This window comes from Rhizobium sp. BK112 (assembly GCF_014193215.1).
Lineage (GTDB): Bacteria > Pseudomonadota > Alphaproteobacteria > Rhizobiales > Rhizobiaceae > Rhizobium > Rhizobium anhuiense.
This window is the reverse complement of sequence record NZ_JACHYZ010000004.1, coordinates 233,232-244,846: the sequence shown is the minus strand read 5'-3', so window position 1 is coordinate 244,846 and position 11,615 is coordinate 233,232. Positions and strand designations below refer to the sequence as shown.

At 60.3% G+C, this 11,615-nt stretch carries 11 protein-coding genes; 5 read left to right on the top strand and 6 right to left on the bottom strand.

Features of this window, described 5'->3' with window-relative positions; translation table 11 throughout:
• The first annotated feature begins 60 nt into the window (after positions 1 to 60).
• Together hrcA and grpE are read left to right on the top strand one after the other, a co-directional pair.
• Entirely contained in the window at positions 61 to 1,149 is a 1,089-nt protein-coding gene (hrcA, locus tag FHT75_RS13840; protein WP_047617213.1) for a heat-inducible transcriptional repressor HrcA, read from the top strand.
• A 111-nt stretch (positions 1,150 to 1,260) separates the two neighbouring features.
• The gene (gene grpE, locus FHT75_RS13835; RefSeq protein WP_047617212.1) at positions 1,261 to 1,893 is read left to right on the top strand and encodes a nucleotide exchange factor GrpE; all 633 of its coding nucleotides are present in this window, start codon (positions 1,261 to 1,263) and stop codon (positions 1,891 to 1,893) included.
• Between the two features lie 38 nt (positions 1,894 to 1,931).
• Here grpE and FHT75_RS13830 read toward each other — a convergent pair whose 3' ends face one another.
• Positions 1,932 to 2,876 (bottom strand): nucleoside hydrolase, encoded by a 945-nt coding sequence (locus tag FHT75_RS13830; RefSeq protein ID WP_063474859.1) that lies wholly within the window; start codon positions 2,874 to 2,876, stop codon positions 1,932 to 1,934.
• 278 nt (positions 2,877 to 3,154) lie between these two features.
• On the opposite strand from FHT75_RS13830, the gene FHT75_RS13825 reads away from it, so the two are divergent.
• Together FHT75_RS13825 and FHT75_RS13820 are read left to right on the top strand one after the other, a co-directional pair.
• Positions 3,155 to 3,580 (top strand): Hsp20 family protein, encoded by a 426-nt coding sequence (locus tag FHT75_RS13825; protein WP_047617210.1) that lies wholly within the window; start codon positions 3,155 to 3,157, stop codon positions 3,578 to 3,580.
• Between the two features lie 47 nt (positions 3,581 to 3,627).
• Positions 3,628 to 3,885 (top strand): DUF1150 family protein, encoded by a 258-nt coding sequence (locus tag FHT75_RS13820; RefSeq protein ID WP_008524631.1) that lies wholly within the window; start codon positions 3,628 to 3,630, stop codon positions 3,883 to 3,885.
• 723 nt (positions 3,886 to 4,608) lie between these two features.
• On the opposite strand, the gene FHT75_RS13815 is transcribed toward FHT75_RS13820, so the two are convergent.
• The gene (locus tag FHT75_RS13815; RefSeq protein WP_063474776.1) at positions 4,609 to 5,532 is read right to left on the bottom strand and encodes a LysR family transcriptional regulator; all 924 of its coding nucleotides are present in this window, start codon (positions 5,530 to 5,532) and stop codon (positions 4,609 to 4,611) included.
• A 260-nt stretch (positions 5,533 to 5,792) separates the two neighbouring features.
• Between FHT75_RS13815 and FHT75_RS13810 the strand changes: the two genes are divergently transcribed.
• Positions 5,793 to 6,611: an alpha/beta fold hydrolase gene (locus FHT75_RS13810; RefSeq protein ID WP_047617206.1), complete on the top strand. Its 819-nt coding sequence runs from the start codon at positions 5,793 to 5,795 to the stop codon at positions 6,609 to 6,611.
• A gap of 532 nt (positions 6,612 to 7,143) precedes the next feature.
• Here FHT75_RS13810 and FHT75_RS13805 read toward each other — a convergent pair.
• From FHT75_RS13805 to lnt, 4 genes are all read right to left on the bottom strand, one after another.
• A complete protein-coding gene (locus FHT75_RS13805; RefSeq protein ID WP_047617202.1) occupies positions 7,144 to 7,845 on the bottom strand; it encodes a tRNA (guanine(46)-N(7))-methyltransferase TrmB in 702 nt (233 codons plus the stop codon).
• 8 nt (positions 7,846 to 7,853) lie between these two features.
• Entirely contained in the window at positions 7,854 to 9,092 is a 1,239-nt protein-coding gene (gene metK, locus FHT75_RS13800; RefSeq protein WP_018485328.1) for a methionine adenosyltransferase, read from the bottom strand.
• Positions 9,093 to 9,270: 178 nt separating this feature from the next.
• Positions 9,271 to 9,690: a helix-turn-helix domain-containing protein gene (locus FHT75_RS13795; protein ID WP_028757650.1), complete on the bottom strand. Its 420-nt coding sequence runs from the start codon at positions 9,688 to 9,690 to the stop codon at positions 9,271 to 9,273.
• Between the two features lie 150 nt (positions 9,691 to 9,840).
• Positions 9,841 to 11,445, bottom strand: a complete 1,605-nt coding sequence (gene lnt / locus FHT75_RS13790; RefSeq protein ID WP_063474775.1) for an apolipoprotein N-acyltransferase — start codon at positions 11,443 to 11,445, stop codon at positions 9,841 to 9,843.
• Between the last annotated feature and the right edge of the window lie 170 nt (positions 11,446 to 11,615).

Sequence of the window (11,615 nt, the reverse complement as noted above, 5' to 3'; positions counted from 1 at the left end):
CACGGGTGCGAGTTTGACTTACTTTTCGGGAAGTATCATCAGCGCGGGTTCTTAAGCTTCATGGGCATCAGGTCGACGTCGGTTTCGGATGCTGTTGCCGCACTGGACGAGCGCTCCAGGGAAATTTTTCGGCGCATCGTCGAAGGCTATCTGGAAAGTGGCGAGCCGCTCGGTTCGCGCAACCTGTCCCGTCTTCTGCCGATGTCGCTGTCGCCGGCCTCGGTGCGCAACGTCATGAGCGATCTCGAAGAACTCGGCCTGATCTATTCGCCGCACGTCAGCGCCGGACGGCTGCCGACCCAGATCGGCCTGCGTTTCTTCGTCGATGCCTTCATGCAGGTCGGCGACCTCTCTGCCGAGGAGCGCGCCAACATCGACCGGCAGGTGCGGGCCGAAAGCGGCGGCAATCCGGTGGAATCGATGATGAACGAGGCAAGCCGCATGCTGTCCGGCATTTCGCGCGGCGCCGGCCTCGTCATCACCTCGAAAAGCGATCCGGTGCTGAAACATGTCGAGTTCATCCGGCTCGAACCGACCAAGGCGCTGGCCGTGCTCGTCGGCGATCACGATCAGGTGGAAAACCGCATCATCGAGCTGCCGGCGGGCGTCACCTCCTCGCAACTGACCGAGGCGGCGAATTTTCTCAATGCCCATATGTCCGGCCAGACGCTGCCGGAACTCCGCAAGCAGTTGAGCCGGCTGAAGGATGACGTCCGCCACGAGCTCGATGCCCTGTCGCGCGATCTCGTCGAGCGCGGCATCGCTGTCTGGGCCGGCAGCCCGGACGAGGGCAAGCCCGCGCAACTGATCATCCGCGGCCGCGCCAACTTGCTCGAGGGGCTGGCCGGCGCCGAGGATCTCGACCGGCTGCGCTTGCTGTTCGACGATCTCGAGAAGAAGGACAGCCTGATCGAGATTCTCAATCTCGCCGAAACCGGTTCCGGCGTGCGCATCTTCATCGGTTCGGAAAACAAGCTCTTCTCGCTGTCCGGCTCGTCGCTGATCGTCGCGCCCTATCGTGACGATGACGATCGCATCGTCGGTGCCGTCGGCGTCATCGGCCCGACGCGGCTCAATTATTCCCGCATCGTGCCGATGGTGGATTACACCGCCCAGCTCGTCTCCCGCCTTTCGCGCAATCAGCTTTGACGCCGCAACTGGCGAACGTGCGGAATTTTCGCTTCTTTGTCACGCAGACTTGATTTTTTTCGGTCAAACCTCGATATCGGGCGCATCTGAAGACACCAACCGGAGACCGTCATGACCGATGACACGACGAAAAACGGACCTGACGCAACTGCGGCCGATGCCGCAGCCGACGCTGCCGCCTACGTCGAGAACGATATTGCGCAGGAAGAGGCTGCCCAGCCGGACCCGCTCGAGCTTCTGAAAGCCGAAAACGGTGAGCTGCGCGACCGCTATCTGCGCCTTGCCGCCGAGATGGACAATCTGCGCCGGCGCACCGAGCGCGAAGTGAAGGACGCCAAGTCCTATTCCGTCGCGGGTTTTGCGCGCGACATGCTCGCCGTCTCGGACAATCTGCGCCGCGCGCTTGATGCCATCTCTCCGGAGACCAAGGCCGCGGCCGATGCCGGCCTCAGCACCCTGATCGAAGGTGTCGAGATGACCGAGCGCGCCATGCTGTCGGCTCTTGAGCGCCACGGCGTTCGCAAGCTGGAGCCGGTCGGCCAGAAGTTCGATCCGAATTTCCATCAGGCGATGTTCGAGGTGCCCAACCCCGACGTGCCGAACAATACGGTCGTCCAGGTCGTGCAGGCAGGCTTCACCATCGGCGAACGCGTGCTGCGCCCGGCCATGGTCGGCGTCGCCAAGGGCGGCCCCAAGCCGGCCGAAGCCGAAACCAATTCCGTCTTCGACGAGAAGGACGCTTAAGGACGTTTCCCTTCCGCTCAGGAAGGGAAACCAAAGCTTCAGATGCGGGCGAAACGTTCGATCAGCAGATCGAAGAAGCCGTCCGCATCGACATGGCGCATGACCTTGGCATTGCGCTTGCGCTCGGTCACATGCCACCAGTCGACGACGGTCATGCCGACGGTGAGTTCGGACCGGACCTCGATCTCGACATTGCAGTCCCGACCCCTGAAGAGCTCCGGCTTCAGCAGATAGGCGATCACGGTCGGGTCGTGCAGCGGCCCGCCGTCGGAGCCGTATTTCTCGATATCGAACCGCTCGAAGAATTCCAGCATCTCGACCATGGCCTTAACAGGCGCCGTGCCGATTTCGGCCATGCGCTTCACCCGGTCCTTGCGGGTCAGCAATTGGTGAGTGACGTCAAGCGGCATCATCACGATCGGCACGCCTGAGCGAAAGACGATATCGGCGGCCTCGGGATCGACATAGATGTTGAATTCGGCGGCCGGCGTGATGTTGCCGCCCTCGAAGAAGCCGCCGCCCATCATCACCAGTTCGCGGATGCGGGGAACGATGTCGGGCGCCTTCTGGAAGGCCAGGCCGATATTGGTGAGCGGCCCGAGCGTGCAGAGCGTCACCGTGCCTGTCGGCTCGCGGCGCAGCGTCTCGATGATGAAATCGACCGAATGGTCGGGCTGCAGCGCCATCGTCGGCTCGCTGAGGTCGGGCCCGTCGAGGCCGGTCTTGCCGTGCACATGTTCGGCCGTCACCAGATTGCGGGCGATCGGCGCGTCGGCGCCGGCGAAAACCTTTGTCTCCCGCCGGCCGCAGAGCTCGCAGACGATGCGCGCATTGCGGCTGGTGAAGGAAAGCGGCACGTTGCCGGCGACCGTCGTGATCCCCAGCACCTCCAGCTCCTCGGGACTGCCGAAGGCCAGCATGATGGCGGCCGCATCGTCCTGGCCGGGATCCGTGTCGATGATGATCTTTCTTGCGCTTGCCATTCCGATCGTTCCATCCTCGCGGGTGCGCTTTGCCTCGGCATGCACCGATTTGTTCATTTCCCGTCACAAATCAGCACAGTCCGTGCGGGCATGTTTTGATGCGAGGCAGCCGCCGCTTTGTCAAGCAAGCAGCCGGCGGCACCGCTTTAAAATTGTGAGGTGGCGCCGGCACGTCGCACCGTGCCTTGCAGCACTGGACTGCTCTCCCCATATTAGCGGCATCCGGACGCTGCGTTTAAGGTCCGGGATGGTCGCTTGCATCAAGGACTTGAAAAGAGATGAGCCGCATTACCCCTTTCGCCAGCCCGCTGCTTCTGGGCTTCGATGCCATGGAAAAGACGCTGGAGCGCATTTCCAAGGCGAGCGACGGATATCCGCCCTACAATATCGAGCGCATCGCCGCCGACAACGGCGCCCCGGAACGTCTGCGCATCACCCTTGCCGTCGCCGGTTTCAGCGAGGAGGAACTCGATGTCTCCATTGAGGAGAACCAGCTTCTGATCCGCGGCCGCCAAGTGGAACAGGGCGAACGGGACTATCTCTACCGCGGCATCGCCGCCCGCCAGTTCCAGCGCACCTTCGTTCTTGCCGACGGCATGCAGGTGCTCGGCGCCGGCCTGAAGAACGGTCTGCTCTCCGTCGATCTAATTCGTCCGGAACCCGCGCGCATGGTCAAGAAAATTAACATTTCGGTTTCACAGTAGCACAACGGTTTGTCGAACCGTTGGTCCCTTCTTCCGGAGGAACAGGAATGTTGATGAAAGAAGCCACGTCTCACTTGACCAAATCCGAGCTTGCCCACATCGGCAACGGCGAGGTCGCCTACATCAGAAAAATGCGCACCGAAGAGGTCGCCAAGTGCTTTCCCGAGGCGCCGGATATCGATCCGAACGTCGATCTCTGGGCACTCTTCGGCGCCGACGGCACGCCGATCCTCTTGACGGACAACCGCTCCAGCACCTTTTTCAAGGCTGCCGAGGACGAACTGAAGACGGTCAGCCTGCACTGACCGTCAGATGGTGTCCGTCGCGTTTCACCGCTCTTGCAGTGCGCGGTCGCTTATCCGATTTTGCTGCGGTCGGGGCTGATGTCACGATATATGCGCGTAGCCTGCTTTCGACGTTTTCCGTGCGATGATGTTGGAAGCTCCAGGATTCGGTATCAAATCCCACCAGACTGACAGGGTTATGGCAACTGTGCGCCAGTAGGAGAGATTGGCGTCGGGTTGGATTAGTGACCGCATTGGGGCCGTAAGCCGACTGGCAGCTTTTTGGCGCTCACACGCGATAACAGACATCCAGCGAGGAAAGATCAGCGCCATCCCTGACCGATGCGGACGCTTGATCACTATGAGCGTTTCTTCCGCTTTGCGGCCAAAAGCGGTGAGCAAGCGGTAACTATGCGACCAAACACCAACTGTTCGAGTAAGATCTTCAGCTTCGACGGATTTGGGTCTAGAGAGCATTTCCCCGACATCTGAGTTAGTATTGCGACTGAGGAACCGAATTCAGCCACAGGAGAGCTGGTGTGGACGTTGCCGCTTGGTTGCGAGGAATCGGTGTCACAGCCCTTGAATAGCGTCGACCTCTGATAGTGGTGAAGCCTGCCGTCCACTTTTGCCTCGCGCTCCTTGATCGGAAAAGTCGAGATGGGTCGATACCCGAAATTCGAGAATGCTGAACAAGATTCGGGAGCACGCCAACAAGCAGAAATCGCATGAGCTTGATCTCTGCTATGGAATTTCAGCATAGCGGATGATGCTCTGATTTTGGACGTTGGCGACTAATTCATCAGAGCGAGACAAAAATCGGCGGAGCAAAGGTGAGGAATTTGAATCGTTGTATCCTAAGGTGAGATCAATTGTCGGAGGCACACCCTCAAGTGCTCTAGCAACGACATTTGGCGTCAGCATATTTTGCGCATAAAGCGGAATAAGCGTTATTCCACCTGTAGACACGACGAGCGACATTGCTGACGGCAGGCCTTCGCCTTCGTACTCTGCCTTGAGGGTGATCCCAACGTTCGACGCGTAATCTTGGATCACGGATTGCAATACGGGAGAAATTCTAGCCGAACTGACGTAAGTTTCGCGGGCAAGGTCCTGCGGCCGGATCTTTTTGCGCGACGTCAAGCGATGGTCCGCCGGCAGTACGGCGATCAGTGGCTCCTTGGCTAAAAACTTGAAGGACACACCAACACTCTGCGTCTCGGGGCGAAGGAACGCGACGTCCAGCTTGCCTCGCATCAGTGCCAGAGCAAGGTCCGGGGAAGACTGACTGGACAATATGATTTCAACCTCCGGCGCTTCCTCACGAATAATGCGCAATGCATGGGGTAGCCACACGACCTCTTGCCCTGCGAGAAAACCGATAGTGAACGACTGCTTTTCTGGCCGTTCTGCCCGCCGGGCCCCTTCCGCAGCCGCCTCGACTTGCAATAACGCCAGCCGCGCGTGATCAAGAAACACTTTACCGGCGGCGGTGAGCGTCACGCCGCGCGACTGCCGTTCCAGCAGCTTTACACCGACTTCGGTTTCCAGATCGCGAATTTGCCTGCTGAGTGAGGGCTGGGACGTGTGAAGCCGCCGCTCTGCTGCGGTCAGTAAGCTTCCCTCCTCCGCAACAGCAACAAAATAGCGCAAATGCCTCAGCTCCATCGGATCCTCGCTATACCTTTAAGGCATAGCTCGAACGTACAAGGTATTTGTCTTCGATAGAAGGGGGATTTAATTAACGTCGCAATTTCGGGATACAATCGAACGCGCCTCACCGGAGTATTTCGCCTGCGCTTCGAAAAGAAAGATGAGGCATGCGTGGCAATATTGCGTTGATTATTGCAGTGGCGCGTGGATGAATGGCTCTAATTGATTATTTTGACCTTCAAAGGAATGTTTAACAGCGCAGAGGGAGAGACTCGATGCCTACAATCACTACCACGGACGGCGTAAACATCTTCTACAAGGACTGGGGCTCAGGCCAGCCGATCGTTTTCAGCCACGGCTGGCCGCTGTCGGCGGACGATTGGGACGCCCAGATGACCTTCTTCCTTCGCCAGGGCTACCGGGTGATCGCCCACGACCGGCGCGGCCACGGCCGATCCGACCAGCCCGGCACCGGCAACGACATGGACCACTGGGTTGCCGACCTCGCGGCCCTGACCGAGCACCTCAACCTGCGCGACGCGATCCACATCGGCCACTCCACAGGTGGCGGTGAGGTGGCTCGCTATGTCGCTCGCCACCCGGAGCGCGTCTCGAAGGCGGTACTGGTCGCTTCCCTGACGCCGAACATGTACCGGAGCGAGGAAAACCCGTCCGGTCAGCCGCCGGAGTGGTTCGATGCGATCCGAGCGGGCGTGCTGGGCAACCGGTCGCAGTTCTTCCGGTTCGTCCCTGAGAACCCGTTCTACGGTTACAACCTCGACGGGGCCGAGCCTTCGGAGGCGATCATTGCGAACTGGTGGCGCCAGGGCATGGCCGGTGGTGCCCTGGCTCACTACGCGACTGTCGACTCTTGGCTGGAAGATTATACCGAAGACCTCAAGAAGATCACCGTGCCGGTGCTGGTGATGCATGGCGAGGCCGATCAAGTCGTCCCCTTCGCAAGTTCCGTGCCGCGTGCGGTCGACCTGCTCAAGAACGGGTCGCTGAAGACCTACCCGGGCTACCCCCATGGCATGCTGACCACACATGCAGATGTCCTCAACCCCGACCTGCTCTCGTTCATCAGGTCTTGACGACATCGACCGGACCGCGGCCTTCATCCAACGTCGGCCGGACGATCTGTCACCCGGCAGTGCCGGGTGACACCTGTTGGTGCTGGTACGTGGAGCGTCCCCGGAGGGTGCTTCCGACAGTGGCAATTTGCTTGGCGCGTAGTGAAAGATGCAACTTGTCGCGCTTAAATTTTTCGTTGCGGTGGCCGATTACTCCACCGGCCGAAATGGCTCGGCGTCTCGGCTTCGACATCTGGGAATTAAGAGCGGGGGGATGTCCGTCGATTTAATGTCGGAAGTACCACCGGCTTCCGAAGTGCTCATTATAGGCGCTCAGCTCGATGGCAGCTTTTGGAACACTGACCATAGTGTCTGAACGGCTGAAATGAGGCGCAAAGCGGTCATGAATGCAGAGAGCGCCAACGGCAGCTGAGAGCCATCAGCAGTCATTGGTGCCACTTGTGACGTGACGGAATACCAGAAAGTTCCAGCAGCCCCGGGCAATCCTTCGCGCCGCCGAACATTGCGTCTGTCCGCCGACTTTCCTTGAGCCTCAGATCTTCCTGAACGTCAGATAGGCCGAAGAGCGGCCCTCGCGCCGGGCCTTGGTCTCGTAGCGCGTGCTCGGCCAGCCCGCATAGGGGGTGAGCCAATCCGCTGCATTCTCGGCCACCCAGTCGAAGCCGCCATGGTCGCGGCATTTGAGCAGCGTCCAGTTCACATAGGTGTCGATGTCGGAGGCGAAGCAGAACAGGCCGCCGGGCTTCAGCACGCGATGAAAGCGGTCGAGATTGGTCTTCGAGACGAAGCGCCGCTTCCAGTGCTTCCGCTTCGGCCAGGGATCGGGATAGAGCAGATCGATCTGATCGAGCGAGGCGTCCGGCAGCCAGTCGAGCAGCTGTGTCGCGTCGTCATTATAAACGCGGATATTGGACGTGCCGGTCTCGCCGATGCGCGACAGCAGCTTCTGCATGGAATTGACGAAGGGCTCGACGCCGATGAAGCCGGTCGACGGCGTCTCCAGGGCGCGGTGGATCAGATGTTCGCCGCCGCCGAAACCGATTTCCAGCCGCAAGCGCTCGACCGGAACCGGGAAGAGGGACGTCAGCGGCGCCGGGGGCGCCGCCGAGAGATCGATCAGGAATGCCGGCAGCAGGCTGTTCAGCGTCTCGGCCTGCTGTTCGCGCAGAGCCTTGCCTTTGCGGCGACCGAAAAAGGCTTCGGTCGCCCGGCCGCGACGTTCCATATCCGTCATGCTTTATCTCAGGCCTTTACGCTTTCCTTGAGCGCCTTCACGAGGTCGGTGCGCTCCCAGGAGAACGAGCCGTCGCGGCCGGCCTTGCGGCCGAAATGGCCGTAAGCGGAGGTCTTGGCGTAGATCGGCTTGTTGAGGTCGAGATGGCGGCGGATACCGGTCGGCGAAAGGTCCATGTTCTTGCGGATCGCTGCCTCGATCTGATCCTCGGTAACCTTGCCGGTGCCGTGCAGGTCGACATAGATCGACAGCGGCTGGGCGACGCCGATCGCGTAGGAGATCTGGATCGTGCAGCGGTCGGCAAGGCCGGCGGCGACGACGTTCTTGGCAAGGTAACGGGCGGCATAGGCGGCCGAACGGTCGACCTTCGTCGTGTCCTTGCCGGAGAATGCGCCGCCGCCATGCGGAGCGGCACCGCCGTAGGTGTCGACGATGATCTTGCGGCCGGTGAGGCCCGCATCGCCGTCCGGTCCGCCGATGACGAACTTGCCGGTCGGATTGATGTACCACTTGCAATCGTCAGCGATCTTCAGCTCGCCCAGCGCTTCGCGGATATAGGGCTCGACGACGGCGCGAACCTTGTTCGAATCCCAGCTCTCGTCAAGATGCTGGGTCGACAGCACGATCGAGGTTGCTTCCGACGGCTTGCCGTCGACGTAGCGCACGGTCACCTGGCTCTTGGCGTCGGGGCCGAGCTTGGCGACTTCGCCGTCGCCCTTCTTGCGGGCGACTGCCAGCAGCTGCAGGATCTTGTGGGAATAATAGATCGGGGCCGGCATCAGGTCCGGCGTTTCGCGGCAGGCGTAACCGAACATGATGCCCTGGTCGCCGGCGCCCTCGTCGCCCTGCTGGTCGGCGGCGCTGTCGACGCCCTGCGCGATGTCGGCCGACTGCGAATGCAGCAGCACGTCGATCTTGGCCTTCTTCCAATGGAAGCCGTCCTGCTCGTAGCCGATATCCTTGATGGCGCGGCGCGCGGCGGCCTTGAACTTCGACGGGTTGATGACGTCCTTGCCGTCCTTGTCCTTCTTCATCAGGCTCGGCGGCAGGCGGACTTCGCCGGCGATGACGACGCGGTTGGTCGTCGCCAGCGTTTCGCAGGCAATGCGCACGCCCCACGGATTGACGCCGGTCTTGGCCGCTTCGCGGTAGACCAGATCGACGATCTCGTCGGAGATGCGGTCACAGACTTTGTCCGGATGACCCTCGGCAACAGATTCGCTGGTAAAGAGATAATTCGCGCGCATTTCGGGATTCCCCTCAAAGAATAAAAGCCAGCTAGTAGGTACTCAGTTCGAGGCTTGATGACAAGCGCAGAAGGACATAAATATATCTTTATATCTGCGGCAAAGTGACAAATTTTGCCCCAAAAACGCAGAAAAGGCGGCCTTTCGACCGCCTTTCGAATTCCACGCCTGATGTGGTTCAGTCGGCGTCGGCTTCAGCCGCAAGCGCCTTCACCAGCTCCACGACCTTGCGGCGAACCTTGGGATCGGAAATCTTGACGAAGGCGCGGTTGAGCTGCAGGCCTTCCGAGGAAGACAGGAAATCGACGACGTAATTCGAGCTGGAGGCCTCGGCCATGCCGCCCATGGAGCCGGTATGTTCGCCGGGCGCGTCCTCGAAGAAAAAGGAAACCGGAACATTGAGAATGTTCGAGATGTTCTGCAGGCGGCTTGCGCCGACGCGGTTGGTTCCCTTCTCGTATTTCTGGATCTGCTGGAATGTAATGCCGAGACTTTCGCCCAGTTTCTCCTGGCTCATGCCAAGCATCGTTCGGCGGAGACGAATACGGCTGCCAACGTGGATGTCGATGGGATTTGGCTTCTTCTTGTTTTCAATCATGGTCGTGCCCTAGCTAAGAATTTCAACTGTTTCTAACCGGCATGCCCCTGATCCATCCCAAAACGCCACGTTGCAGGCGGTAAGAACCCACCTTCAAACATACGCTAAGAACGCCGATTGTCATCACTATGCAATTTTAGGGGTTTTTGGTCAATTCAACCCGGAAATAAAACCTCTACGAGAAATTAGCGCAATCAAAATGAGCAGCGACTCGGTCAACCAGAAGTATGTTTGCCGGGGGATTGGCGTTCCGTCCCCTTCGCCGAGCCTATCAAGAGTTGCATCGATAAAGCCGGTTTGCTCGAGATCGAGACCGGCGATAATTTCCCCATGTGCGTTCACCAGCGCCGAAATGCCGCTATTGGCATCACGAATCAACGGCAGGCCGGTTTCGACAGCCCGGACCCGCGCCTGCTGGAAATGCTGATAGGGTCCGGGTGTCGCGCCGAACCAGGCATCATTGGTGATATTGAGGATCGCATTGGCGTCTTTGATGTCGCCGGTCATTTCATCGGGGAAAATAATCTCGTAGCAGATCAGCGGATAGAGATTGAGCCCGCCGGGCAGCGCCAGCAGGTGCCGGCTTGCCGCGGCCGAAAATCCTCCCGGTATCTCGACGACATTCTGGATGCCGAATTCGGTGAGCACGTCCTCGAACGGCAGATATTCGCCGAAGGGCACCAGATGCACCTTGTCGGAGGCGGCGATGATCTGGCCGCGGCCGTCGATCACGTAGATGGAATTATAGTAGCGCGCAGGCGTGCCCGGTCCCATCTCCTCGGCGCGGACGGCGCCGGCGATCAGGATCTGGTTGTCGTCGAGCGTATCGGCGATCCGCGTCAGCGCATCCTGATTGTCTGTCAGGATGAAGGGGATCGAGGTTTCCGGCCAGACGATGATGTCGGGCTTGCGTCCGCCATTCCTCGGCGCTTCGGCCGACAGCTTCAGATGCGTCTCGAAGATCGCATTGCGGTCGGCGTCGTTGTCCATCTTCGCCGCCTGATCGATATCAGGCTGCACCAGCCGCACCACCGGCCGCTTGTCCTCGGGCAAGGCTTCCGGCCGCGGCGCGAGATGGAGGGCATAGGCCCCGTAACCGAGATGGGCGGCAAACAGCGCCACGGCGAGCGCGATGCCGCCGCGTGCATCTTGGCGTGTCCCGGCAAGCGCCGGGGCGGAAAAGATGAAGACGGCAAGCGCCGTCACCCCCATCGCCCCGATCACATGCGCCGACTGCATCATCAGCGGAACGGGCATCATGCCGTAGCCGATGGCGTTCCAGGGAAAGCCGGTGAGGATCACGCTTCGCAGCCATTCCATCAGCCCGAAGCCGGCCGCCAGCGCGGCGATCCGCCCCATGCCATCCGACCAGAAGATGCGGGCAAGGGCGGTCGCCAGCCCGTAGAAGATCGCCAGACAGGCCGGCAGCCCGAGGATGGCTAAGGGCAGCGCCCAGGCGAATTCCTCCTGATCGACCAGCAGCGCATGGCCGAGCCACCACAGGCCCGCGACGAAATAGCCGAAGCCGAACAGCCAGCCGGTTGCAAATGCCGGCCACAGCCTGCCGACCAAGCCGCTTTCAGGCGAAGCCGCCACCCCGTCGATCAGCCAGACGAGCAGCGCGAAGGAGATGAACATTGCCGCGAAAAAGCCGATGGGCGGCAGCGCCAGAACCGCAAATGCTCCGGCGGCGATGGCCAGCAGCGACCGTTTGAAACCCCAGACGAGGATAACCCTGTCCGCAAGCCGCTCCATGCGCACTCCCATCAAACCGCGAATCAACCCGTTCGCAGTCTTTCAAAAAAGCGGCTCTTTGTCCTGTTAATGGATGTTAATGCATGTCGCCCGGAGATGTGCGGCGGTGCCGGGACAACGACAGGCACAAAAACCAACAACTGAAGGGCATCGCATCAATCAAATGGAAT

Bases quoted from the DNA above. Each gene is read 5' to 3' on its own strand.
- grpE (WP_047617212.1), top strand. From the start codon at position 1,261: ATGACCGATGACACGACGAAAAACGGACCTGACGCAACTGCGGCCGAT.
- FHT75_RS13815 (WP_063474776.1), bottom strand. From the start codon at position 5,532: ATGGAGCTGAGGCATTTGCGCTATTTTGTTGCTGTTGCGGAGGAGGGA.
- FHT75_RS13795 (WP_028757650.1), bottom strand. From the start codon at position 9,690: ATGATTGAAAACAAGAAGAAGCCAAATCCCATCGACATCCACGTTGGC.
- FHT75_RS13825 (WP_047617210.1), top strand. From the start codon at position 3,155: ATGAGCCGCATTACCCCTTTCGCCAGCCCGCTGCTTCTGGGCTTCGAT.
- lnt (WP_063474775.1), bottom strand. From the start codon at position 11,445: ATGGAGCGGCTTGCGGACAGGGTTATCCTCGTCTGGGGTTTCAAACGG.
- FHT75_RS13805 (WP_047617202.1), bottom strand. From the start codon at position 7,845: ATGACGGATATGGAACGTCGCGGCCGGGCGACCGAAGCCTTTTTCGGT.
- metK (WP_018485328.1), bottom strand. From the start codon at position 9,092: ATGCGCGCGAATTATCTCTTTACCAGCGAATCTGTTGCCGAGGGTCAT.
- FHT75_RS13820 (WP_008524631.1), top strand. From the start codon at position 3,628: ATGTTGATGAAAGAAGCCACGTCTCACTTGACCAAATCCGAGCTTGCC.
- FHT75_RS13810 (WP_047617206.1), top strand. From the start codon at position 5,793: ATGCCTACAATCACTACCACGGACGGCGTAAACATCTTCTACAAGGAC.
- hrcA (WP_047617213.1), top strand. From the start codon at position 61: ATGGGCATCAGGTCGACGTCGGTTTCGGATGCTGTTGCCGCACTGGAC.
- FHT75_RS13830 (WP_063474859.1), bottom strand. From the start codon at position 2,876: ATGGCAAGCGCAAGAAAGATCATCATCGACACGGATCCCGGCCAGGAC.